The 23773-nt window shown below is 50.5% G+C and carries 18 protein-coding genes; 8 read left to right on the forward strand and 10 right to left on the reverse strand.

Translation table 11 applies throughout. The annotated features are described in order from the left end of the window. Window positions 1–83 precede the first annotated feature (83 nt). On the forward strand, window positions 84–1679 hold the full coding sequence (locus AYI87_RS01060; protein WP_011865475.1) for an ABC-F family ATPase: 1596 nt from the start codon (window positions 84–86) through the stop codon (window positions 1677–1679). A 105-nt stretch (window positions 1680–1784) separates the two neighbouring features. On the opposite strand, the gene AYI87_RS01065 is transcribed toward AYI87_RS01060, so the two are convergent. The 3 genes from AYI87_RS01065 to AYI87_RS01075 form a co-directional block, all read right to left on the reverse strand. Further along, entirely contained in the window at window positions 1785–3146 is a 1362-nt protein-coding gene (locus AYI87_RS01065; protein ID WP_144198858.1) for a leucyl aminopeptidase family protein, read from the reverse strand. Window positions 3147–3218: 72 nt separating this feature from the next. Continuing rightward, a complete protein-coding gene (locus AYI87_RS01070) occupies window positions 3219–3647 on the reverse strand; it encodes an LETM1 domain-containing protein (RefSeq protein WP_011865477.1) in 429 nt (142 codons plus the stop codon). 59 nt (window positions 3648–3706) lie between these two features. Next, entirely contained in the window at window positions 3707–4264 is a 558-nt protein-coding gene (locus tag AYI87_RS01075; protein ID WP_144198860.1) for a TetR/AcrR family transcriptional regulator, read from the reverse strand. Window positions 4265–4393: 129 nt separating this feature from the next. Between AYI87_RS01075 and AYI87_RS01080 the strand changes: the two genes are divergently transcribed. Together AYI87_RS01080 and AYI87_RS01085 are read left to right on the forward strand one after the other, a co-directional pair. After that, on the forward strand, window positions 4394–4864 hold the full coding sequence (locus AYI87_RS01080) for an HPP family protein (RefSeq protein ID WP_011865479.1): 471 nt from the start codon (window positions 4394–4396) through the stop codon (window positions 4862–4864). A gap of 203 nt (window positions 4865–5067) precedes the next feature. Next, entirely contained in the window at window positions 5068–6558 is a 1491-nt protein-coding gene (locus AYI87_RS01085) for a sensor domain-containing diguanylate cyclase (protein ID WP_144198862.1), read from the forward strand. Between the two features lie 42 nt (window positions 6559–6600). Here the strand turns inward: AYI87_RS01085 and AYI87_RS01090 are convergent, their stop codons facing one another. Genes AYI87_RS01090 through AYI87_RS01100 form a run of 3 tightly spaced genes read right to left on the reverse strand, consistent with a single transcriptional unit; the run spans window position 6601 to window position 8607 of the window. Next, window positions 6601–7371, reverse strand: coding sequence for a ribonuclease H family protein (locus AYI87_RS01090; RefSeq protein WP_144198863.1), 771 nt, complete (start codon window positions 7369–7371; stop codon window positions 6601–6603). Window positions 7372–7402: 31 nt separating this feature from the next. Beyond that, a complete protein-coding gene (locus AYI87_RS01095) occupies window positions 7403–7978 on the reverse strand; it encodes a DUF1415 domain-containing protein (protein WP_144198864.1) in 576 nt (191 codons plus the stop codon). Between the two features lie 32 nt (window positions 7979–8010). Continuing rightward, window positions 8011–8607, reverse strand: a complete 597-nt coding sequence (locus AYI87_RS01100) for a LysE family translocator (RefSeq protein WP_144198866.1) — start codon at window positions 8605–8607, stop codon at window positions 8011–8013. Between the two features lie 343 nt (window positions 8608–8950). On the opposite strand from AYI87_RS01100, the gene AYI87_RS01105 reads away from it, so the two are divergent. The 3 genes from AYI87_RS01105 (at window position 8951) to AYI87_RS01115 (ending at window position 13612) form a co-directional block, all read left to right on the forward strand. Beyond that, the gene (locus AYI87_RS01105) at window positions 8951–11845 is read left to right on the forward strand and encodes a M9 family metallopeptidase (protein WP_260865041.1); all 2895 of its coding nucleotides are present in this window, start codon (window positions 8951–8953) and stop codon (window positions 11843–11845) included. Between the two features lie 322 nt (window positions 11846–12167). Next, window positions 12168–12797, forward strand: a complete 630-nt coding sequence (locus AYI87_RS01110) for a DUF4136 domain-containing protein (protein ID WP_144198870.1) — start codon at window positions 12168–12170, stop codon at window positions 12795–12797. Between the two features lie 296 nt (window positions 12798–13093). After that, window positions 13094–13612: a hypothetical protein gene (locus AYI87_RS01115; protein ID WP_144198872.1), complete on the forward strand. Its 519-nt coding sequence runs from the start codon at window positions 13094–13096 to the stop codon at window positions 13610–13612. Window positions 13613–13789: 177 nt separating this feature from the next. On the opposite strand, the gene AYI87_RS01120 is transcribed toward AYI87_RS01115, so the two are convergent. Together AYI87_RS01120 and AYI87_RS01125 are read right to left on the reverse strand one after the other, a co-directional pair. After that, the gene (locus tag AYI87_RS01120) at window positions 13790–15922 is read right to left on the reverse strand and encodes a TonB-dependent receptor (RefSeq protein ID WP_144198874.1); all 2133 of its coding nucleotides are present in this window, start codon (window positions 15920–15922) and stop codon (window positions 13790–13792) included. Window positions 15923–16326: 404 nt separating this feature from the next. Next, complete coding sequence (locus AYI87_RS01125) at window positions 16327–17148, reverse strand: DUF2797 domain-containing protein (protein ID WP_144198876.1); 822 nt, start codon at window positions 17146–17148, stop codon at window positions 16327–16329. A gap of 776 nt (window positions 17149–17924) precedes the next feature. On the opposite strand from AYI87_RS01125, the gene AYI87_RS01130 reads away from it, so the two are divergent. Both AYI87_RS01130 and AYI87_RS01135 read left to right on the forward strand, forming a co-directional pair. Further along, the gene (locus tag AYI87_RS01130; RefSeq protein ID WP_144198878.1) at window positions 17925–18803 is read left to right on the forward strand and encodes a hypothetical protein; all 879 of its coding nucleotides are present in this window, start codon (window positions 17925–17927) and stop codon (window positions 18801–18803) included. Window positions 18804–18836: 33 nt separating this feature from the next. Further along, window positions 18837–19697 (forward strand): hypothetical protein, encoded by an 861-nt coding sequence (locus AYI87_RS01135; RefSeq protein ID WP_144198880.1) that lies wholly within the window; start codon window positions 18837–18839, stop codon window positions 19695–19697. Window positions 19698–19915: 218 nt separating this feature from the next. Here the strand turns inward: AYI87_RS01135 and AYI87_RS01140 are convergent, their stop codons facing one another. Further along, window positions 19916–21544 carry a UvrD-helicase domain-containing protein gene (locus tag AYI87_RS01140; protein ID WP_144198882.1) on the reverse strand — a complete coding sequence of 543 codons (1629 nt, stop codon included), beginning with the start codon at window positions 21542–21544 and terminating at the stop codon, window positions 19916–19918. Window positions 21545–21552: 8 nt separating this feature from the next. Further along, on the reverse strand, window positions 21553–23259 hold the full coding sequence (locus tag AYI87_RS01145; protein WP_144198884.1) for an ATP-dependent nuclease: 1707 nt from the start codon (window positions 23257–23259) through the stop codon (window positions 21553–21555). Window positions 23260–23773: the final 514 nt, after the last annotated feature.

The raw sequence follows: 23773 nt of genomic DNA on the forward strand, positions 1-23773 counted from the left end.
GCAGCCGATAGGGTGTTTGTTGAGTAAGCTACTAGACTCAAACAGGCGTCACTTCGCTTAACTACTATTTTCGGAATTTCACATTGATCACGACAGCTAATATCACCATGCAGTTTGGCTCTAAGCCGCTGTTTGAAAACATCTCAGTAAAATTTGGCGGCGGTAACCGTTACGGCCTTATCGGTGCCAACGGTTGTGGTAAATCAACCTTCATGAAGATCCTCGGCGGCGAACTCGAGCCAACATCGGGCAACGTCTCTCTGGACGTGAACGAGCGTCTGGGTAAGTTGAGCCAGAACCAGTTTGGTTACGAAGAGTTTAACGTGGTCGATACCGTGATCATGGGCCACACCGAGCTGTGGAAGGTGAAACAAGAACGTGACCGCATCTATTCGCTACCTGAGATGAGCGAAGAAGATGGCATCAAGGTGGCCGAGCTGGAGATGGAATTTGCCGAGATGGACGGTTACACCGCAGAAAGCCGCGCCGGCGAGCTGCTGCTGGGGGTGGGTATTCCACTGGAGCAACACTTCGGCCTGATGAGCGAAATCGCTCCAGGCTTCAAGCTGCGTGTGCTGCTGGCCCAGGCGCTGTTTAGCGACCCAGATGTACTGTTGCTCGACGAACCCACCAACAACTTGGATATCGACACCATCCGCTGGCTGCAAGAGATGCTTAACCAGCGTAACAGCACAATGATCATCATCTCGCACGACAGATACTTCCTCAACTCTGTCTGTACCCATATGGCGGATCTCGACTATGGTGAGCTGCGTGTTTATCCAGGTAACTATGATGAATACATGACGGCAGCGAGCCAGGCGCGTGAGCGTCTACTGTCTGATAACGCCAAGAAGAAGGCGCAGATCGCCGAGCTACAAGGCTTCGTGGCGCGCTTCTCGGCCAACGCCTCTAAGGCGAAGCAGGCAACCTCTCGTGCCAAGCAGATTGAGAAGATCAAGCTGGAAGAGGTTAAGGCCTCAAGCCGCGTCAACCCCTTCATCCGTTTCGAGCAGGAGAAGAAGCTGTTCCGTAACGCCTTGGTGGTTGAGGAGCTGTCTAAGGGTTATGACGACGGTCCATTGTTCAAAGACTTTAACCTGATCGCCGAAGTGGGCGAGCGCATCGCGGTACTGGGTGAGAACGGTGTGGGTAAGACCACCATGCTGCGTACTCTGATCCACGATATCCCGCAAGATACAGGTACCATTCAGTGGTCTGAAAACTCGGCCATCGGCTACTACGCGCAGGATCATGAATCGGATTTCGAAAACGACATGACACTGTTTGACTGGATGAGTCAGTGGCGTAAACCAGAAGATGACGATCAGAGCGTGCGTGGTTACCTTGGTCGTATGCTGTTCAGCTCTGACGACATCAAAAAGTCGGTACGTGTACTCTCAGGTGGTGAGAAGGGCCGTATGCTGTTTGGTAAGCTGATCATGCAAAAACCTAACATTTTGGTGATGGATGAGCCGACCAACCACTTGGATATGGAATCTATTGAGTCGCTCAACAACGCGCTGGAGATGTATGAAGGCACCTTGATCTTCGTCAGTCACGACCGCGCCTTCGTATCGTCACTGGCCACCCGCATCATAGAGATCACCCCACAGGGCGTGAACGACTTTAAGGGTACTTATGATGAGTTCCTACGCAGCAAAGGCGTAGAAGAATAAGCGATTAGGTATCTTGCCTAATAAAAAGCCCAAGTGATTAAACACTTGGGCTTTTTTTATCGCCTGACTTTTTTATCGTCTAACTCAAGTTTAACTAAACCGTGGTTACTTGGCGAAGCGATTTGCCAGATAGTCGAACACGGCGCGAATGCCGAAAGCTTCGCCGCCGATGGGGCGACCCGGTAGTTTACGGGTATTCCAGGCCATGACGTCGAAGTGAGTCCAGCTGATCTCCTCATCGACGAAGGCTTCCAGATAGAGGGCCGCCGTGATGGCGCCGCCGAAGGGCACCTTGCCACAGTTGGCTAAGTCGGCGATATCGCTGCCGGTCAGGTCAAAGTAAGGCTTGTGCAGTGGCATGCGCCACACGGGATCTTCAACGCTCAGGCCAGAGGCCGTGATGCCTGCGGCAACTTCGTCGTCGTTGCTGAAGAAGCCAGGTAGCTCAGTGCCCAGGGCGATGCGCATGGCGCCTGTCAGGGTGGCGAAATCAATCAGCAGCTCAGGCTTGTCGCTGTTGGCTTCGGCCAAGGCATCACACAGCACCAGACGGCCTTCGGCGTCTGTGTTGTCAATCTCAACCGTGAGGCCTTTGCGGGTGGTGATCACATCACCCGGGCGGAAGGCGTTGGCCGAGACGGCGTTTTCCACCGCTGGCACCAATACGCGCAGGCGTACCGGCAGCTCGGCGGCCATGATCTGATGGGCTAAGCCGATAACATGAGCGGCGCCGCCCATATCTTTCTTCATCAGGCGCATGCCGGCGCCAGGCTTAAGATCCAGTCCGCCCGAGTCGAAACAGACCCCTTTACCCACCAGGGTGACCTTAGGCGCGTCTTCATCGCCCCAGGTGAGATCGATCAGGCGCGGCGCATTATGGCTGGCGCGGCCAACCATGTGGATAGTAGGGTAGTTGTGGGTCAGCAGGTCGTCACCGACGATCTGAGTGACCTTGGCGCCAAACTCGCTTGCCAGTGACTCCATGGTCTCGCCCAGGTGCTGAGGCATCATGTCGGCGGCAGGGGTGTTGACCAGATCGCGCACGATAGAGACAGAGCGCGCCATCTTGAGTGTCTGCTCAACCAGCTCGGCATCGCGGAGCACCAGCTGAGGGTAGACCTTGTCATTGGCCTTATAACGGTCGAACTTGTAGGCACCTAAGGCCCAGCTAAAGGCCGCCAGCTTACAGGTCTGGGCATCAGCCTCCAGCAGGTATTGGCCGGCCGGTAGTTCGTTCACCAGATCGCCACACACCCAGTGGGAGTCTTTGTCATCGCTCACATAGAGCACCTGGCTGAGGTTGCCGTCAGTGCCTGGGATCAGACTGAGGCCCTTGCCCTTGTATTGGGTGCTGCCTAGCCAGTTTTGAACCGGTTTATCCTGGCCGTTTAGCCAATCGTTATAGTCATTTGCCGCGAGTAGCGTCAGTGGGATCCCTTCGGAACCAGAGAGGAGTAGTTGAGTCATTGGGCATCATCTTGTTGAGGTCAAAATTCAACTTAGATTAGCATGTCAGCCCCTCGGGGTGAAAGCGGCGCATCATTCATTGCTGGCTTTTTCGACAGCGTCCAGGGCGCGCTTATTGGCACGGGCTTCACGGCTCAGCTGGGCCTTGCGTTCGGAGAGATTGTTGAAGGAGCTGGGCAGCACCTCGACGCCGACCAACTTACCCAGTTTCACTACCACAGGAATGGTGATGGGGGCAAAGGGCAGCACGGCAAACACCCCAAGGCCCAGGCCTTTGATCAGATCCGCCAGCTGCTGGTTGGCCAGCCGTAGCTCTTCCTTGCTGGCCTGCTTCCGGGTGTAACGACCATAGGCGACCAGCATATCCTTGGTCTCCTGTTTCTCCTGGGCCAGGGCATCTTTGAGCACCAACATGTCACGTTTTAAACGTAGACCGAAGCGGCGTCGACTGATGCGCAGCACCCTGAAGGGGGCCTTATGTAATTTACGATAAATTTTCATGGCGCGATTGTCTCATAAGCCCAGCGCAAGACCTATCTTTTCCTGACACTCTTTTTGCCTTAAATGAGGCTGGGTGCAAGACGTTGCAGCAGGGTCAGGCTGCGAAGGGCGGCGCCTTTATCCTGGCTCACCATGGCCGAAACGATGGCACCTTCTTTCATCAGGCAGATAAGGTCTAACAGGGCTTCGTTTGGCTGGGAAAGGCGCCTGCCAATCAAGTCTCGAACCGCCTGTTTATGAAACTTGGCGAAGCGCGATACCTGACAGCGGCAGTCGCCACATTCGATGGCGGAGTTGATAAACAGGCAGCCGTGAAACTGACTCAGCTCAGGTACCCGGTCGTTAAACCAGTCATCCAGCGCGCTAAATAGCGCATCGATCACGCCAAGATCGTCCTGAGCTGGCGTAAGGCGCTCCTCCAGCCAGTGGATGAAGATCTGGTGACGGGTTTCGAGCACCGCCACTATCAGGGCTTCCTTACTGCTGAAGTGATGATACAGGGTTTTCTTGGCGACTCCGGAGACCTTAAGTACCTCGTTGATCCCCACAAGATTGATGCCCCGCTCGGTAAAGAGGGAGAGGGCGGTATCGATTAGTAACTGTCTCTTATCTGTCATCTTAGCCTCGCTTTTTTTATATCTTGACATCGGTAGACCAAGTTGTCTACTCTTGCGGGGTAGACAGACCTGTCTACATAAAATTCGTCTACATAAGGCTTGTCTATATAAGGGAGTTAAGAGATCAAGATGAATAAACTGGCATTTGCGTTAATCTCCGGCCTGGGCGCCGCCTTGGCCATCGGCCTGTTATCCTTTGCAGAAACCCTGCAGTCGGACATTGTGCTGCTTATGGTGCCTTTCGGTGCCACCGCGGTATTGGTGTTTGGGGTGCCAGACAGCCCCCTGGCCCAGCCGAAGAACGTGATCTTCGGTCATCTGCTGACCTGCGCGATCGGCCTCTATTTCGTTCACTATGTCGGGGTGAGCCCCTTGACCCTGGCGATCGCGACCGGGCTCGCGGTCAGCGGCATGCTGCTCACCAAGACGACCCATCCACCGGCGGGCGCCACGCCACTGTTGGTGATGTTAACCGGGCAGGATTGGAGTTTTCTGGTTTCCCCCGTGTTGTCCGGCGCCTTGATCATAGTACTTGTGGGTAAACTGATCGCCCTGATGCACAAACGCCTGGAGCGGCAGCAGCGCGCGGCGCTGGATTAGATCATCCTTTAAGCTAAGGTAAGATACAACTTTTGTGCGTAATTTCAGTAGGCTAGATTGGTATAGGCTATACTTTTCATTTGGTCATGGGTAAGCGATTTGACTTAGACCTCTATAGCTGGATGTAAACTGGACTTGGTTGAAGTCGCCCCTTACCCATGAGCTCGTCAGCGCAGGCCGCTCGGCAAAAGGATGAAGAGTGAATGCACCACCCATTTAAGCCGTTCAAAATCTATAGTCTGGCCATCTTATATGTCGTCTTTCTGGTGGGCGCCTTCTCCATCTTGATGGCCAGCATCAATCAATCTCAGCGTGACTGGAAGCGTCACACCTATGAGGCGCTGGAGAAGACCGCCTATTTCAACGACGCTATGGTGGCCCTGGGTTATGGCGGCTTTATCCACGACTTTAAGAATGCGGTGATCCGCCAGGATTTAAGCTATCTCAGACGGGCGGAAGCCGAGATAGAGCTGGGATTAGACTCGCTGCAGAAGTACCAGCAACGAGCGCCCGAGCATACCGCCGAGGTGCGGGCGATCCAGTCTGTGGTCAGCCAATATCGCCATAATCTGCCAAGGCTCAGGCAGATGCTGGAGGAGAAGCAGCCGATAGCGGAAATCGACCAAGTGGTCCTGGTCGACGATACCCCGGCCATCGAGGCGATAGAGGCCATACTCTCCAGCCATGCCCAGAGCCCCAGCAGCCTATTCGAGCAGGCCGACAGCGCCCATCAGCGGGTGAATCATATGCTGCTGGTGATCCTCTGCGCCCTGGTGTTGGTGAGCATCTTAGTGTTTAGCTTTATCCGTTATGTGAATAAACGCTTGGCGATCAAACTCAAGGGTCTCGAGGTGATCTTCCGCTGCGCCCCCAATGCCATCTTCTCGGTGAACGAACATGGCACCATCATTTCCGCCAATCGTGAGACCATGCGCCTGTTTGGCTTCTCCGAGCGGGCGCTCAACAAGATCAATGTCGACGACCTGGTGCCTAGCGCCACCAAGGAGAAGCACAAGAAACTGCGCCTCGAGTTTCAAAAATCCGACCGGGTGCAGCCCATGTCCCAGCGCAACACCATCTTCTACGGCAAGAAGCTTAACGGCGACGTGTTTCCCGCTAGCATCTCTATCGCTACCTATGGGGTGGGGGATGAGAAGCACAGCATCGTGGTGATCAAAGATCTCAGCGATGAGATGCAGTACAAGTCCCAGGCCAATACCGATCCCCTGACTAAGGTCGCCAACCGCCGCGCCATCAACCGCCAGCTGGCGGCGGCCATCAGCCGTAGCAATCGTCAGCAGACCCCGCTTGCGGTGTGTATCTTCGATATCGATCACTTCAAGGCGGTCAATGATAAACATGGCCATCTGGTGGGCGACGATGTGTTGCAGCGGGTGGCCAAGATCTTCAGCGACGCCATTCGTAAGACAGACTTTGTTGGCCGCTGGGGGGGCGAGGAGTTTGTGATCATCCTGGAAGACACAGACAAAGAGGGTGCCAAGCATTTTGCCGACAAGCTCAGGCAAGAGGTGAAGCGCCGCAGCCAAGGGATAGATTTCCCCGTGGCCATAACTTTAAGCGCTGGTGTATCAGTCTATTGTCAGGACGAGAAGCAAGATTGCCTGTTCAACCATGCCGATCAGGCCCTCTACCGCGCCAAGGAGAGCGGCCGCGACTGCGTGGTAGTGATTTAACGCGGCTAATCTAACTCTGTGTAAAAAAGTGACGGTAGAAGCTTATCCCGCCCGCATCGCCAGCAGGGCAGGAACATCCAACGGCTGCTGATAGCGGCTAAAGCGGGTTTCCTTGCTCTCTATGGTGTAGATAGACATGCGATCGGCCAGCTCGTTGCCCTCAATCCCTACGTGGGCCGCCACATGGCTGAGTTTTAGCTTATCCTTCAGGTTATCGTACAGCTCATGGGCCTCTTGGATCACGCTTAAGTTCGCTATCTCCCCCGTCTTACGGCGCCAGCCATTAGCCTTCCAGCCATAGGCCCACAGGGAGATACACTTGATGGCATATTGGGAGTCGCTGTGAATATGCACGCTGAGCCCCTGCTCAAGGTATTGCCTGGCCATCAAGAGCGCCTGATGCAGGGCGTTTAACTCGGCGGTGTTGTTGGTGCCATTGGGGTTGTAGAGTCCATACCAGAGCTCGGCCAACTCGCCTTTTTTATAGAGCGCCAGGCCAGAACCCGCCTCACCAGGATTGGGTTCGCAGCCGCCATCGGTATAGATATCGATATCGCAGTCTGGCTGCTCGCTAACGGCGGGCTTGCTTGGCTTGGATGCCGCCGGCTTAGCCTTGCTGTTAGCGCCCTTGTTTGTATTGCCGGCGGCGGATTGGCCTTTACCAGCACCAAAGGCGGCCTCGGCTTCTGCCTGGGTCTTAAACGACTTATAACGCGCGCCAGCAAAGCCATCGACCAGTGCCTTGGTCTGGGGCCAACTGGTGAAGATGCCGGTTTCGCGTCCTGCCCACACCACATAATATTTGCTTGCCATCTGTCTCTCCCTCTTGGTTTATGCGCTTAGGTCAGTCGTCTTGCTTGCAGCTTTGCAACAGCTTGACGAAGAAGGCCTCGCCCTTACGCTCGGCAAAGGCGATGTTGCGCTCGGGGATCGACTCGGGATCCTCATAGTCGGCTAGGGCGCGCTCCATGCTGGCCTCACGTATGATGTGCAAGGTGGGATAAGGGGCGCGGTTGGTGTAGTTGGCGGCGCTATCTTGTGGCTCGCCATCGAAGCAATAGTCGGGGTGGAAGCTGGCCAGTTGAAACACCCCCTCGAAGCCCTGATCGATCAGCAGCGCGTTGGCGATATCCACCAAATCCAGATAGTGATAAAAGCCTTCGAAGCCTCGCGGCAGGATAAACAGTGTGGTCTCGGTTTGCGGATGCTCCTCGAGATAGTGGCACTCGTCGATCAGCGCGTTTAATACGGCTTCCAACTGATGTTGCTCCACCACCTTGTAGCGTATGCTGTTGCGCTCCACTTCCCGGCGGGCGAAGGGGCAGATGTTGTACTTCATGATCACCTTCTCGACCCAATTCTGGGTGGCTAAGGCGACGCCTCTTTCTTCGGCGTTGTGATTGCGCTCAGTCGCTGCCACGGCTGCTCCCTATGATGCGGTTTTTGTGTGGGTTATTGAGGAGCGATCATAGGGATGATAGAGGCCACAAGCAAGAGCGCCATGGCGATGTTAAAGGCTTTTTGCTGACCCTGATGCTTAAGTAGCCGCTTGAGCGCCACGCCGAAGCCGAGCCACACCAGGGCGCAGGGCAGGGCGACGCTGAAGAAGACGCTGGCAATGGTGAGCACCTGAGGCGTTAGCGGCTTGTCCATCACGGTGAAGGTGGCGATGGCGCCGACGGCCATGATCCAGCCCTTAGGGTTGACCCACTGAAAGGCCGCGGCCTGCAGGAAGGAGAGAGGCTTTGCCGTCTGTTTGCCCTCCATGCGGCTGTTGCTGTTGGCGATCAACCAAGCCAGGTAGAGCAGGTAAGCGATGCCGACATACTTGATGATAAGGTGCAGCAGGGGATAGGCCTGAAACACGGCGCTTAGCCCAAGGCCTATCGCCAGTACCATGCAGGGAAAGCCGATACAGATCCCCGCCAGGTGGGGCAAGCTTAAGCGGATGCCAAAGTTTACCCCAGAGGTCATCAACATGATGTTGTTGGGCCCGGGGGTGATCCCCGAGGAAAAGGCAAATAGGGCGATGGCGAAAACCAGTTCCATTAACGGTGTGTCTCTAAGGTGTTTAGTCGAAGCGCTATGATCTCAAGGCTTATCTCTGCTGACCAGCAAATTTTTTCATTTCCGAAATTTCGCTATAACTTACTGTAAAAATTAATTTTGTCAGATTATCTCTGTGGTAATTTGCACATTCCTAATGTAAATCTCCTGCCGGGCACTTGCAATAATATATTGTATAAAATATAACAGTGTTGCCATAAATTGTTAACTCTGGGTTAACAAGGATGTGCTAATCGCCCGATATAACGCCTCAGAGAAGGCGAACCGGGCTAATTCAACCTGAGTAATGATCGGCCTTTAATGGTCGTTCGGTCTGGAGACCAATATGACAAATAAAACATTAGGCGGCGCTCGCCGCTTCACCCCAACCGTGCTGGCCCTGGCCTGCTCGCTACTGGCCACTCCGCTGGTGCTACATGCCCAAGATGTTCAGGCACAAGGCATGCCGGCAAAGGATGTAAAGGGCCCGCTTTCGACAAAAGCCGCGCCGTCGACAAAAGCCGCGCCGCCAACCCAGCTGGCCCCTGCCCAGAAGATGAAGCAGTCTGCCGACAAGGCCGCTGCGAGTTCTCGATTCGATACGTCTGCGCGCAAGCCCATAGGGGCACGTGATGCGGAGCAGGGCGAAGGCGTGAGGCCTGATAAGCGTGATAGCAAATTGGAGAAGGGCAGTAAGGGGCAATCGGCGCTGCCGGGCATGAAGGGCAATCAAGGCGCGACCGGGCCAGCGGCTGAGGCGGATGCCTGTAACGGTTACAGCCAGTTCGATAGCCTGAGTGGCCAGGCGCTGTACGATTTTGTTCGCCAGGCGGAGTTTTCCTGTATCTCCGAGCTCTATTCTCGCAACGATGCCACCGCGGTCAAGGTGTATCAGGCCGACAACGTGGTGGCCGTGGCGAATCTGGCCAAGGCAACGGCTGCAAGTTACGACAGCAGTACCGGCGGCGAGCTGTTTAACCTGTTTTACTTCCTACGCGGCGCCTTCTACATAGAGTATTACAACGATGATCTGAGCTATGGTGACAGCCGTGCCAGCGATGCCATGCGTGAGCTGCTGCTGGAATATGCCAAGAACCCGGCCTTTAACAGCCTGAGCGACATGCAGGGCAATACACTGCAGGAGTATTTCATCGCCTGGGACAGCTCTTACAACTACTATGATTCGGTGGCCGTGATCACCGATTATCTGAATCAGTTTAGCGAGCAGCATCTGGCGTCCTGGTACCACAGAAGCGCGCTGACCAAGGCGCTCACCACCCTGTATCGCGGCAACTGGGATGAAAAATATACCAAGGCGTCGATGGAGTATGATGCCCTGCGCGCCGCCTTGCTTAAGGTGGCGACCTCGGACTACATCATCAACTCAGAGTATGCCTTCGAGTCCTCGGATGCCTTTCACGAGTTTGGCCGTTTCTATGAGTATCAGGCCTACTGGAAACTACCAGATAGCCTGAAAACGGCCCTCAACGGCGGCGTGCAGCAATATATGGCCAAGTTTAACCGTCTCTCTAAGCAATGGGTGGATGCGGCCGGTTATCTGGATTACTACAACCCTGGCCAGTGCGACAGCTTCGGCATCTGCGGCTGGGAGGATGAGGTGGAAGCCAGCGTGCTTGCTATTCACTACAGCTGCTCGGACACTATCAAGATCCGCGCTCAGCAGCTGACGGATCAGGAGTTGCAGGCCTCTTGCGATCTCATGGGCGAGGAAGAGGGGCTGTTTCATCAGATCCTGGCGACCGGCGGCGAGCCAGTGGCGGACGACTATAACGAAGATCTGCAGGTCAATATCTTCGACAGCTATGACGACTATGACGTCTACGCGGGTATCATCTTCGGCATCAACACTGACAACGGCGGCATGTACCTGGAAGGCACGCCATCGGATCCCGACAATCAGGCACGTTTTATCGCCCACGAGGCCACTTGGACCGACGACATCCTGGTGTGGAACCTGAGACACGAATATGTGCACTACCTGGATGGTCGCTTCAATCTTTACGGCGCCTTTAACTACTTCGATGTCGACACGGGTATGTCAGTGTGGTGGGCCGAGGGCCTCGCCGAATATATCTCCCATCAGAATCGTTACGATGAGGCGATCGATATCGGCCGCAGCCAGGAATTTAGCCTGAGCGAGATCTTGTCTAATACCTATGACAGCGGTACCGACAGGGTCTATCGCTGGGGCTATCTGGCGGTGCGCTTCCTGTTCGAGCAGCACAGAAGTGATGTGGACGCGCTGTTAGTTCACGCCCGCGCCGGTGATACCTCGGCCTGGCTCAGCTATATCGACAACACTATCGGCACGAACTATGACGCAGAGTGGAACAGCTGGCTGCTGACGGTGAGCAGTAACGATACGCCGCTCGACGGTGGCATAGTGACCCCGGTCGACAGTGATGGCGACGGGGTGATCGACAGCGAAGATGCCTTCCCCAACGATCCGACCGAGTGGGCGGACGAGAATGGCAACGGTATTGGCGATAACGCCGATGCGGCCAATGGTGGTGGGCAGACGGGGAACTGCGGCGCCGAAACCATCAGCGACGGCAATATTACCCAGGAGCAGGCCGAGTGTGTGGCCGGCACAGGGGTGAACTACTACTACACCTATGTCGAGCAGGATAATACTCAGCTCTATATCACCACCACGGGCGGTGAGGGCGATCTGGATATCTACTTTAACCAGCAGACCTGGGCGAGTCCGAGCGACTATGAGGTGAAGTCACAAAATAGCGGTAACGAGGAGTCAATCAGTGTGGTCGCCAACCGCGGTTGGGTCTATCTCTCGACGGTAGCTGTGACGCCATTTGAGGGCGTGAGCCTCAAGATCAGCCAGAGCGCCGGCACCACGCCGGATAACGGTTCGCCTCAGGTAGCGGATGCCTGCCTAAGCCAAAGCCCTTATAGCTATGGCGGGGTGGAGTTTGGTCAGGCTGTGTGTGTAGCAGACGGCCATTCTAGCTACTACTTCTATGTGCCGGCCAATACGGCGGCTATCGAGATCAACACCGCCCATGGCAGCGGCGATCTGAACCTCTACGCCAACGCAGCGACCTGGGCGAGCCCGACGGCTTATCAGTTCAAGTCGGAAAACGTCGGTAACGGTGAGCAGATCCGCGTCGTTTCACCCGCCGAAGGCTGGTTCTACGTCAGCGCCGATGGTGCGCCCTCAAGTAGTGGCGCCAGTTTGCTGGTTACCCTCGAGAGCAACTAGGCACTGAGTATTTAACTAAGCTGCGCTAAGTTGTTCTTAGTTTCTCTAAGCTAAAAACGTCGGTATCTTGCCGGCGTTTTTTTATCTGTCTCGCTCAGGTTCTTATTCTCTCATCATCTTTCAACTTCTCTCATGGCTGCTGGTTTTGGTCATTGGTTTTAGTTATTGGTTTTGGCTGTCGTCGTATCACCTAGCAAGATGATTGTTAAGGTTTTGTCAGCCTAGGTTCATGATCTTTCGCTTATACTTGGTGCAATGCGATACTTGGTCCAATCCGACTATCTCTGTGAAGGATGATTCCTATTAAGGACGAGGAGACGAAATGAAATCTAGCTTGTTAAAACTGAGCTTGAACTTGGGCCTGGGCCTGTTGCTTATCACCAGCGTCACCGCCTGCAGCGTGACTCAGGAGGAGCCGCTGCAACTGTCGATGGCGCCCGAGGATCGTCTGACCCTGGTGGCCAGCGGGGATTTGAGCTTCATCCAGGGGCCAGCTAGCCAAGATGTACAGGCATTTGCCCTGCACCCAGATTTCGAGCTACTCAATGTGGAGGAAGAGGTGAAGCCGGAACAGTTAAAATCCCGCATGCGCGGCGCCATCACCGCCGTGATGCAGGCCAAGGGCTATCGACAGGTGCCTGCATCGGATTCGCCAGATCTCTTGATCGGCTATGGCGTGGCCCTCGGCGATACCATGAGCGATGGTGAGATCCTGCAGAAAGTCGGGCTAGTGCCGGGCGTCTCGGCCCAAGGGGTGGATATGCGCCGCTTCGAGAAAGGCTCTGTGTTGCTTCTGGTGTTCGACCCTAGATTGATGGAGCCTAGCTGGCGGGTGTTAGCTCAGGGATTTACCCCGTTAAATCAAGACAGCACCCTGGCAGCGCAGCAGGCCGACGAGAGGCTTGCTCGGGTGATTAATAAGATGCTCAGCGAGTTGCCGCAAACCCCTTAATCAGTCTTAGCCAGAAGCTTGTAAGGCGGTGTTCGCGCACCCTTATAGTCATCTGATTGGCCGAAGCCGATAGGATTTACTAATGTTTTTTAGGGTTAATGGGGCTTAGTAGGAAGGATTAAACTTTACTAGAAGATTAAGCTTTACTAGAAGATTAAGCTTTACTAGAAGTTAGTTGGATTATTATCGGCCTGCGTGTTCACTAAATGGAGTGCAGTCAATGTGAGCACACCAACCAGCGGTGAAGTTGGTCCCAGGCCTTATAGCAAGTCATTTATTAGATAAGGAGTATCGCCATGTTGTCATCTTTTAAACATCATCTCTCACGGGTTATCGGCATTAAGCCTTTGCCCTTGCTGGGCTCGTTCTTGATGGGCTTGTTCTTGATGGGCTTAGTGCTGCTAACGCCGCTGACGGCCAACCGGGCGCTGGCGTCCGAGTGGCGTGAGCTAGCCCAGAAGACGGTCGACTATAAGGCCGAGGTGGATAAGGTTAAGCTGGGGCGCAAGGAGCAGAACCTAACCAGTATTAAACTCAGGTGCGATCAGGGCACGGTTAATCTAAAACAGATCGAGCTCTTCATGAGCGATGGCGAGTCGAAGAAGGTGGACAATCTCGGTGTCTTGACCAAGGGGCTGTCGAGCCGCGCCATCACAGTGCCTAAGAGCGAGGGGCATCTTGAGCGAATCGAGCTGGCTTATGACAGTGTTGGCAGTCAGGCGCTGGGATTAGCCGGGGTTGCCAAGAAGGGCAAGATCACTGTGCTAGGCAAGGAAAAAGCGAGCGATAAAGAGCAAGCGAGCGACAAAGACTAGTGTTGTGAGCAAGCTAAGCTGTTAGCGCGTAAGAAAATAGAGGCATTAGCGTACGCTCTCATATGTTCACGAACGCATTCTTGCTAACACACGCTTGCTAACACACGCTTGCTAGATCTCTCACGCACGAGTCGGAAAAAAGCGCCGCCGGGTAACTGGGCGGCGCTCTTGTTTCGGTTAGAAACGTGTCTTCACGCCAAGGTTGATGGTGGTGCCAAGGCCCTTGGTGTTGTAGCCCGCATAGGTAAAGGCCTGTGAACGCGCCGAGTAGTAATCTTCATTCAACAGGTTCTCGACCCCTAGGCTGAGCTGCCAGTTATCCAATTGATAGCTGCTGCTGAGGTTCACCAGGTTGTAGTGACTCACCGGCCCTTGGGCGCCCACATACTGGCCATCGACCGTCTCGAAGCGCTTACGATCGCCCACATACAGGTAGTTGATGGCGATGTTGGCATCGTCGATCGGCTGCCAGTTGATCGAGGCGGTAAACTTAGGCGCCGAGATCACCTGGCCATCTAAGTAGATGTCCTTCTTCGTGTCCTTACCCTCGACCCAGCTGTAGCTGATGTCTGTGGCGAGATTATCCAGCCATTGGTAGGCCAGCTGCGCCTCATACCCCCAGATCTTCTGCGGTGCACGCACCGGCATGTAAACCCCGGTCGCGGCGTCATAGGCGTTGCTGGTGCCCAGCTCTGAGGTGCTGCGATACGCCGCCAGCTCATAGCTTAGCTTGTCATAGTGGCCCGAGAAGCCCACCTCATAGTTGTCGACGATCGACGCCTCTGTCTGGATCAGCGAGATATCATTAACCGTGGCCGTGCGCAGCAGGCGGCCAAGATCTGAGATGTCCGCCCCCTGTGAGAAGCTGGCGAACGGGCTGAAGGCGTCATCTAGCTGATAGCGCAGGCCCAGGTTATAGGTGGTGGAGGTGAAGTTAAGCTCGCCGCCCTTAACGTCGAACGGCACTGAGCAGGTGTCGGCGCTGCGGCACACCTTGAGGGTCTTGTAATCGTCTATGGCGATATCGACTCTGTCGTGGCGCACGCCGGCTTTGACAATCCAGTCATCATTAATGGTCAACTTGGTTTGTAGATAACCCGCCAGGTTGCTCATGTCCATCTCGGGCACCCAGATGCGGCCATCGTTTAGCGGCTGTGAGCTGACATCGTTCAGGGCATCGATACCATAGATGAAGCTTGCTGACACATTGTCCCAGTCGGCGTAGCTGTTGAGGTTGACTCGCAGGCCGCGCTTCTCTGAGCGGATTAGTGACTGGCCGCCATCATAGCCTTCGCTGGGGTTGGCCAGCGCGGCAGAGTAGAAGAACATGTTTTCGATCTTCTGGTAATAGGCGTCCAAGGTGAGCTGGGTCTGGTTGAAGAGCTCCTGATCTGTGTATTTCAGCATCAGGTTGTGGTTGCCTCGCGGCCCCTGTGGTACGCCCGGCTTAGGTTCACTGCTCTTGATGGCGTAGGTTTTCTCGCCGCTGTTGACGCTGCCGGTAACATCCATGAGATCGGCGTTTTGCTGCGCCTCATAGTAGTTGTAGGTCAGCTGCACCTGCTTCTCGCTGTCAAACTCATAGGCCAGCTTAGTGAACAGGTTTTGCGACTTGGTTTCCGACAGGCCGTAGATCAAGCCAATGATATCGCCCTCGGCGTCATATTCGAGGCCTGTCTCCTCCTCGGCGGCGCTGACCACATAGCTGAACTTATCCAGGGTACCGTCCACTCTGGCGTGGTAGCGGTAACCTGCGCTGTCTTCAAACTTGACCGCACTGAATTTACTCGAGGCGCCCAGCTCAACGCTGGCCTTGGTATCGCTGCTTGGGGTCTTGGTGATGTAGTTGATGATCCCGCCCGAGGCGCCGTTGCCATAGATGGAGGTTGCACCCTTGATCACCTCGATGCGCTCAATCGCGCTGGGATCGATAGAGCGAATGCCCAGGCTGCCGTTTCTCAGCGGGGTAGACTGAGGTACGCCGTCGATCATCACCAGTGCTTTACGGCCACGCAGTGTTTGACCGGCATTACTCGAGGTGCCTGTGCTGGGGGCCATGCCCGGCACGCGAAACGCCAGCATGTTCTGTAGTTCAGAGGTGATCAACATATCCTGCGCCAGGGTCTTGTTGTCGATCAGGGTCACCGAAGAGGGCACCTCCTCGATGCTTTCGGCGCTGCGGCTACCGGTGACAATAATGCGTTCTATGCTGGCATCGGCGGCGACGGTCGCCTGACTCATCAGCCCAAGACAGAAGAGGCTGGTGTAGAGGGCCAAAGGTGATTTCTTTAAAGGAAGGTGAGCGGGCATCAAGTTATCCTAAGGTTAAGTACGAAAAAAGGTTGAACAATAATTTGATGCGAATGATATAGATTATCATTTAAGTTTGCTCGGGATTTACATATGTTACATTTTTGTGTCGGCTAGGCTCGTGTTTGGAATTGCGTTTGGAATTGCGTTTGGCGTCGCGATTTGATTTGGCTGTTTGCTGTTGCTTCAGCTGAAGTGTTAGCTGTGGGGAAGGGGGACGGCAGTGCTGTAAGTGACATTGCTTCTAGCGGAGTGTGGCGCTTCATAACCCTGATTTCGCAGAAAGAAACTGCACCAGAGCTTATCGAAAAATTTACATTAGATTGGCGATGAAAGAACCTGCATACCTTAGATATGCAGGCGAGGGTATGCAGGCGCGGGCATCTGAGTCACGAAATCTCAGGTCACTCGGCCTCGAAGCTGACCTCGTAGGCGGTAAATTTACGCAGGTTGATCACTCCTGTGTCGAAGATCAGGTATTGCCCCTTGATCCCCAGTAGGGTGCCGCTTACAACCGGATCTTTGTCGAAGTTGTGGGAGGCTATCTTGGTGGGGAACTCGCTCACCGGATAGTCGATGGCCACTATCTCTTCATTCAACCGCTCGATGGCGTATTCGCCATGGGCCATCGCCAGGCTGTGAATATGCTGCTCAATCTGTGGCAGCAGCTCTTCGGCGTGTTGTTTCAGCGGTAAAGGGTCGGCATTGCCTTTTAGCATGGCGCGCCAGTTGGTCTTGTCGGCGATCATCTTGGCCAGCTCCACCTCGATAAGGCCAGACAGCTGACGACTGGAGACTTTAAGGATAGGCAGGCCTTGGGTCGCACCCTGATCTATCCAGCGGGTCGGCAGCTGGGTATGGCGGGTGATGCCCACCTTGAGCCCCGAGGTGTTGGAGAGGTAGACATAATGGGGCACGAAACAGTTGGCCTCGCCCCACTCGGGCTCGCGGCAGGTGCCTTCGGCAAAATGGCAGGTCTCGGGTTTCATGATGCACATATCGCAGCTCGCCAGCTTCTTCATGCAGACGAAGCAGTGGCCCTGGGAGTAGCTCTTCTTGGTCTTCTTACCGCAGTTGCAGCAGAAGATGTTACCCGTATGAACGAGCTTCATCTTGCTGCCGATTAAAGGGTTAAGCTCGACTTCATTGTCGCCCAATAGTAGGTGATAACTGGCCAGGCCTTGCTCATCGAGCCTGGTGCGCATCTTCTTCAAAGTTCCTTGCATTGCACTCTCAATTGCGTTGGAGTCATACGCCGCGGCGCCGACTCTTCGTGAATTTGTGACGAGTGTATCAGTTAACGGGGGGAAGATGAAAATGGTAGAGGCAGCATCTAGGTGCTGCCATGGGGGATATGGACATTTTCCAAAGGCTGGTGGGGGAAGGTTTGGGATGTTGGAGTTTGGGTGAATAACGTCTAGGGGCGTGTTGAGCTGTTGAGTGAGTTTGAAAGTCGTACTTTCATGGCAACCTAACGCCTGCCCGGCGGGGGGCTTTGTTTGCACTTTTGTTGTTGTAGCGTCTGGCGCTATCGTCATTGGTATATGAATTGAAGGTCGTACCGTCATAGCAACCTATCACCTGCGGCGGGCTCATGTGCAGATACGCCTGTGACACGCTGTGCGCCATCCCTGGCCGCTCTGCGGTTTCATCCCTGAAACCGAAGGTCACCGGCGTATCTACACTCGGTATCCAACGTCTCTTCGATTTGGCGGTATTGGTGTATTTAAGACGTGAAAGCTAACTGATTTTTGCACCTTTTCGAGTTAGAGTAAAAGTTCATTCATATTCTGATACCACAGATTTCCCCTACTAAAACTTATCTAAAGGGCGTAAGGAAGAGCCCTGCATCCTACTTAGGCAACATCTGGTGACCTAGCTTGCTCTATCCGTCACTAACACTCTGATTTTTCTTTGATATAACAGAATAAAGGCGGCATTATAACGATACAAAAGATGCAGGTTCGCTGTCTGAGACGCGTTATGTACTAGAGGAATTTGAATGATCATCAGCAGTAAAACGAGTGAAAAACTTCGAGACTTAATAAACGAAGAGACTGAGTATCGTTCTGGGCCAAATTTGGTTAAGTTTTTTAATGCTCTAGGTTTTAATCACTCATATGGACAAGGCTTCCCCTCTCGTTGGAAGTATACAGACGATTGTTTAGAAGCAATCAATGGAACACCTCAACTTGATAAGTGCATTAAAGCAGTATTCAATCCTGTCAATTTTATTAGACGTATTGACGAGTTGGATCACTGTATTGTCGAATTTAACCAGTATTTAGCTTTTGATAAATGGCAAGTTGTTAGAAATGAAGCTGAAATAACCTTCAAGAAGCTTCATAAAGTGGAGTTAAACGAGGATAGCGTGAAATCAAGCAGTCTGTCTGAGTCTGACTTTTTAAGTCGTGAGTTTAGTGGTTTCACTATCTCTGATTTAGGCTTAGACCCCAATGTAACTGACGTACTGAACAAACGAGTCGATGAAATTGAAAAAACTTATAGTTCGGCAGCGTACCTTTCTACGATTCTAATCGCTGGTAGTACTTTAGAAGGGGTTTTTCTTGGATTAGCTTCTAGTTATCCACGAGCATTTAACACGGTGAAGTCTTCCCCAAAAAATCGTGACGGTAAAGTTCAACCGTTTTATGACTGGACTCTCGCTGCCTTTATTGATGTGGCAAAAGATTTAGAACTAATTCAGCTAGATACCTATAAGTTTTCACATACTTTAAGGGACTTTCGTAATTATATTCACCCTTATCAACAAATGTCATCAGGCTTCACACCAAGAGAGCATACAGCTAAGATTTGTTTACAAGTACTTAAGGCTGCAATTACTGAAATGACTCAAAGTATTAATAAGCTACGTACTTAACGCGGCTAAGCTTCATTCGAATAGTGGTATACAATGAAATTAAAACACTTATTACAGCATGATTTTATAAAAGACTTTGAAGGGCTCTTAGTTACTGACTTTGAAAAAACATTATTCGTAGCTAGCCTAAGAAACTATTGTTCTCATGGAAATCCGTTGAGGTTTCACAACTTTGCTTTCTCAATGAGAGAGCTTGTTTTACGAATTATTGATCGCAGAGCTCCTGATAGCAAAGTGAAGTCTGCAACTTGGTATTCGAGAGAGAGTGATAGATTTGAAATAACTAGACGTCAAAAACTTAAATATTGCGCACAAGGAATGCTGTCAGACGCCTATCTGGATACTGTGTTGTTAGAAGATTTAAACCAGAGTATTAAAGATTACCTCAAAGAATTTAACTTCTTCAATAAATATACCCATATTACAGAAAAACACTTAAACGCTTGCCCTAAGCAGTTTTACGCAGATATGAAGTATATTATTCAGCGTTCTAGAGAAGTGATTGAAGAAATTGACTCTATGGGAAATTTAGTAGTCAATAGTATTCCTGATACCTTACAAGATCACCTATTCGACTACGTTATCAATAATTTTCCAAGCGAGCTAGACATGCTAGCACACAACGTAATAGTAGAATCTGTATCTCCAGAGGAGCTTGTGGTTACTTATCTAGAGGAAAACGGAATTACTGTAGCTGTCTCGGGTACAGTTTATGTTACTCAAGAATACGGTAGGGGGGAGGACTTTACAGAACTATATGAAAACTATCCTTTTAGCGTTTCTATTGACTTAACTGTTGAAGATCCTACTGATATTACTATTGACCAACATGACTTTCAAATTGATACGTCATCGTGGTTTGAAGCTGAAGAAGAACTTGAAACTGTAGCTTAACCAGTGTTAAGGCTTCAAGATATTATTTCTAATCTCAGTTCAGCGAGCTAGGACAGAAACTCTAGCTCGTTTATGTCTAAAAATTGAGTTAACTCGAAAAAGCACTACGTATTGATGCACATTTTTGTATTGAAAAGGCTAATTATGATTCGAGAGTTAATAGCTGCCCTTTAAGGAAGTGATTTAAAAAAATCAGCCGTTTAGGTACTTACTTCTAACTACGCGTATAATCCGTTCAAGCCGGGCATATTCAAAAATTGGGATGGCTGACCTTGCCTATTCTCACCATTTCCGTTAAGCCTTCGAGTGCTATACGCTAATATACACGCTTGTTTAGCCCGAGTTATACCAACATAATGCAAGTTCAAGTCTTGCTCCCAGTCAGGGAAAATGTACTCATTGAAATCTCCTGTGTATTGTCTGAATGGAAACACCCATTCATATAAATCCAAATGAAATACAATTTCAAACTCAAGTCCTTTTGACTTGTGTAAAGTCATCACCTGAACTTCGTTTTCATTAGGCTTATATTGCTTTAGATGGTTTGGGTTTTCCAAAACACTTTGTAGCGCCAAATGTTCAACGTCTTTCCCAGTGTGACCAAAAAGCATTCTACAGGTATGATGTAGTGCTGACTCTAACTCATCGTGGGTCACGCTTCTAACTCGCTTTATAGAGTTAATAACTTCAGCCCTAGAAACCAAAGTTAAGCTATTCGCTTTTGCTTCAAATTCAGAAACATCGCTAACTAAGAAATCTAGATTGAAACGATACTTCAAAAGATCTTGATACAGTTTGGTGATCTTTGAGTTCACAGATGACAGAGAGTCATCTGTGTACACCCTGAAAGGAATGGTTAAATGCTCAATCAAGCCTTCTAGACCAGAATTTCTTCTGACCAAAACAGCAACTTCTGAAAGTTCGACCCCAAAAGATTGTGCAGTCTGGGGAATATAATCATTTAACTGTTGCGCTAAATCCGTTTGGATCCCGTTGAATTGACGCTGAAACACTCGGATTTGATTGGTAGGTAACAGTGTCGCGTTTTGATCAAATAACCTATTTGCGTAGTTCGTAATAGAAGGATGACACCTGTGATTTACATCAATTCTGTGGTGCTGAAATGTATCTGTTTTTTCGATCAATTCATTGATGTATTTAGAGTCACTTCCTCTCCATTCATATATAGATTGATTTACGTCTCCTACCGCGATTGCTTTCAACCCCAGGCCTAACATGTTAAGAAACAATTTGTGTTGTGGTTCAGATGAGTCTTGATATTCGTCAATGTAAATAGATGTGTATTTCGAGCGAATGTATCGTCTACATGCCTCTGAGTTTTGCAATATCATATTTGCAATCACACCTATGGCTTCCAATAAAACAAAGCCTTCGCTGTAATGTCGTTGAAACTCAAGTTCTAGAACATGATAGTCTGTTGTACGTAATACAACCTTTGGTTCGGATAGATCTGGCAAGCTCTGTTTGTACGCAGCATCTAAATCTTTGTATGATATGCATTCGACATCGAGGTCAGTTTTCTCAAAAATTCTGTTCGCGAATGGAAAGATTATTTCACTCAAGCAGAAATGATCAATAGTGCCAAAAAAGCTAGATTTAGTATTAAATGCCCCCGCTTTACAACGCTTACGCAACTCCTTGCTTGCTTTCACAGTAAACGTTATGCCAATGACGCCTTGAAATTCGTTCAATCCATCTATTTCATTGCGCATTTTCTCTACAATTACAGTTGTTTTTCCGCTTCCTGGACATGCTGTAATTACCATGTTGCCGTCAGCTGAAATGGCATCAGCTTGCTCTTTGGTTGGGCTAAATGAATTGTTCATATCACCCTCTATAACTTAGCTTTTTTTACACAATCAAATAGCGGGCGGGCGAGCTCACCCTCAGCTATTTGTTTCAAGCTGTCTTTAGAACAGACTAAGAACTCTCGCATTCTTATAGCTTTTTTCTCTGCTAGGTAGGATATCGCTTCAGCCAGTTCTTCTTTACCTGTGTATGCTAGTAACTCATTTGGTAATTCATAGGATAGGTCAGTTTCCAAATCAACTTTGGCTAAGTATGCTCCGCGAGGGTTTATATGGTTAGAAATAGTGGCCCAAGTATCATCTTCCACCAAAGAAACAGATGTCGTTGTTATGTCTCGATGCTCAAGCTTCTTAAAACCAGTTAAGCTCAAGCAGCGATTTATGCCTGCTAAGTTCCTTTTTTCTTCTTTTTTCTCTGTGATTTTGAATACGTCATTGTCTGTTCTAATTACCCAAGGAACTTCTAATGCTTTTAAGACATTCACATATACTTCAAATTGAACACCATCAACAGACAGAATCGAAATGTTGTAGTAATCCAAGTTGATGTTCAATGACTTAGCTAACTCAGTGTAGAACAGCTTTTCAGATGGACCTTCCACCAATAAGACTGCCTTTGCGAAGAATGCTTCGGCAGGAAGAATACTCATTCGGTAACCAAGACTATCCCAAGATTCACTAATACAATCAGAGCAGCCATTGCTAGCGGCATAACTAGAGTTACCACGTTTAATGATGTTAATGATTGAATCCGGCGTGTACTGTTCAGTAATTTGAGGAGAGTGTGAAGTAAGAATCGTCTGGCCTTGCAATTCATTAATCAAATAGTTTGCAAGCTTTCTCTGTTGATGAGGGTGCAAGTGTGCCTCTGGCTCCTCAATACAATATATGACCACCTCATGGTCTGGGTCGAACTCTCTTTGGCTCTTAGCTTTCCATAGAGCTAAAAGAATTTGGTTATTTCGGCCATCCCCACCCAATAGCATTTTCGAGCCATTAGTTGAGGCGTTCAACTTCAAACCATCGATAAACTGCTGTACTTGTATCGAGCCAGAATCTAGATGAACCTCATAGTCATGATAGGTATGAGCAAGTTTCTTCAACTCACTATTTACTAGACTTGTAGAATCTTTTACATAGTTTAGTTTTCTTACTCTTTCATTAATGATATTTAAGCTTCTTCCTATCTTTGAAAGCTGTATCAAATCCGCTTCACGCTCATCTCCTGCTATTTCATTTTGGGAGATTTTCAGTAGGTGTTTCTTTTCTGTCTCAATGAACTTATGTAAGTTGCGTTGCGCATTAACGTATCTTAAGTTTATGTACTTCAGATAATATCTGCCTGAAACTTCTTCTAATTCTGATTCACTTTCGCCGACGAAAATCTTGTAATCTAGACTGTTCCGGAATCCGATAATCTTGAAAACGGTTTTTGCGTCATCACTAACATGACCTTTTAAAATTGAAAGAACTGCGTCTTCCTTTACTTCATTGAAACGTATAGAGATACTAAAATCATCAGCTTGTGTACCGTCATCGCGAATATGGAAGTCAGTCTCCGACGGTTCGATGTCTCGCTCTGAAAATGATTTGTCTAAGAGAAGTCTGATACCATGAACTAGGTTTGTTTTACCTACATCATTTGCTCCAATAATCAGCGTACTTGCGGAAAAATTGACTACCGCGTCAGAGAAATTTCGATAGTTCACAACATGGACTTGTTCTATTTTCATCTAGCGACTTAACCTTATATTTATCGACGGTAATAATATACATTCTGTTTAATAGCGGAATGCTACTAGTTTTTCAGAACGATAAACAGGGAGGCAAGCCACATAACTTGCAATGTGTTAGAGCTTTCCCCTCTTTTGTAACCGTTCGCGCCAAACGTCGGCTATGTAGTGGCATAGTGAATTTGGTCACTTGATTGGACATTTGCAGTAACTAAAGTTATTCGTAGGTTACTAAATTAGTAAAGCCCCTGACTCATTTCTGTCCAAAAACGAGTTAGGTTGAGGGGGCTTTATCACTAAGTTTTCATTCGATTCGGGTAAGCTGACGAGGCGTTTAAGGCTGAACTATCTGATGTAATGTCGATTTTGATACGTTACTACCAGTCATCTGCCTAGTTTGGTGTGAGACTTGATTTCTGTCGATACAGATAAAAAAAAGCCGCGGCGGGCGCCGCGGCAATGACCTCATCCAGGGGCGTTTGCCCGGGACTTTCTTCCTTACCTCAATCGATAA

This window comes from Shewanella sp. KCT (assembly GCF_007636505.1).
Lineage (GTDB): Bacteria > Pseudomonadota > Gammaproteobacteria > Enterobacterales > Shewanellaceae > Shewanella > Shewanella halotolerans.

What these genes read in the sequence shown, in the direction of transcription:
- AYI87_RS01065 (WP_144198858.1), bottom strand. Translation starts at nt 3,146, where the DNA reads ATGACTCAACTACTCCTCTCTGGTTCCGAAGGGATCCCACTGACGCTA.
- AYI87_RS01070 (WP_011865477.1), bottom strand. Translation starts at nt 3,647, where the DNA reads ATGAAAATTTATCGTAAATTACATAAGGCCCCCTTCAGGGTGCTGCGC.
- AYI87_RS01075 (WP_144198860.1), bottom strand. Translation starts at nt 4,264, where the DNA reads ATGACAGATAAGAGACAGTTACTAATCGATACCGCCCTCTCCCTCTTT.
- AYI87_RS01080 (WP_011865479.1), top strand. Translation starts at nt 4,394, where the DNA reads ATGAATAAACTGGCATTTGCGTTAATCTCCGGCCTGGGCGCCGCCTTG.
- AYI87_RS01085 (WP_144198862.1), top strand. Translation starts at nt 5,068, where the DNA reads ATGCACCACCCATTTAAGCCGTTCAAAATCTATAGTCTGGCCATCTTA.
- AYI87_RS01090 (WP_144198863.1), bottom strand. Translation starts at nt 7,371, where the DNA reads ATGGCAAGCAAATATTATGTGGTGTGGGCAGGACGCGAAACCGGCATC.
- AYI87_RS01100 (WP_144198866.1), bottom strand. Translation starts at nt 8,607, where the DNA reads ATGGAACTGGTTTTCGCCATCGCCCTATTTGCCTTTTCCTCGGGGATC.
- AYI87_RS01105 (WP_260865041.1), top strand. Translation starts at nt 8,951, where the DNA reads ATGACAAATAAAACATTAGGCGGCGCTCGCCGCTTCACCCCAACCGTG.
- AYI87_RS01110 (WP_144198870.1), top strand. Translation starts at nt 12,168, where the DNA reads ATGAAATCTAGCTTGTTAAAACTGAGCTTGAACTTGGGCCTGGGCCTG.
- AYI87_RS01115 (WP_144198872.1), top strand. Translation starts at nt 13,094, where the DNA reads ATGTTGTCATCTTTTAAACATCATCTCTCACGGGTTATCGGCATTAAG.
- AYI87_RS01120 (WP_144198874.1), bottom strand. Translation starts at nt 15,922, where the DNA reads ATGCCCGCTCACCTTCCTTTAAAGAAATCACCTTTGGCCCTCTACACC.
- AYI87_RS01125 (WP_144198876.1), bottom strand. Translation starts at nt 17,148, where the DNA reads ATGCAAGGAACTTTGAAGAAGATGCGCACCAGGCTCGATGAGCAAGGC.
- AYI87_RS01130 (WP_144198878.1), top strand. Translation starts at nt 17,925, where the DNA reads ATGATCATCAGCAGTAAAACGAGTGAAAAACTTCGAGACTTAATAAAC.
- AYI87_RS01135 (WP_144198880.1), top strand. Translation starts at nt 18,837, where the DNA reads ATGAAATTAAAACACTTATTACAGCATGATTTTATAAAAGACTTTGAA.
- AYI87_RS01140 (WP_144198882.1), bottom strand. Translation starts at nt 21,544, where the DNA reads ATGAACAATTCATTTAGCCCAACCAAAGAGCAAGCTGATGCCATTTCA.
- AYI87_RS01145 (WP_144198884.1), bottom strand. Translation starts at nt 23,259, where the DNA reads ATGAAAATAGAACAAGTCCATGTTGTGAACTATCGAAATTTCTCTGAC.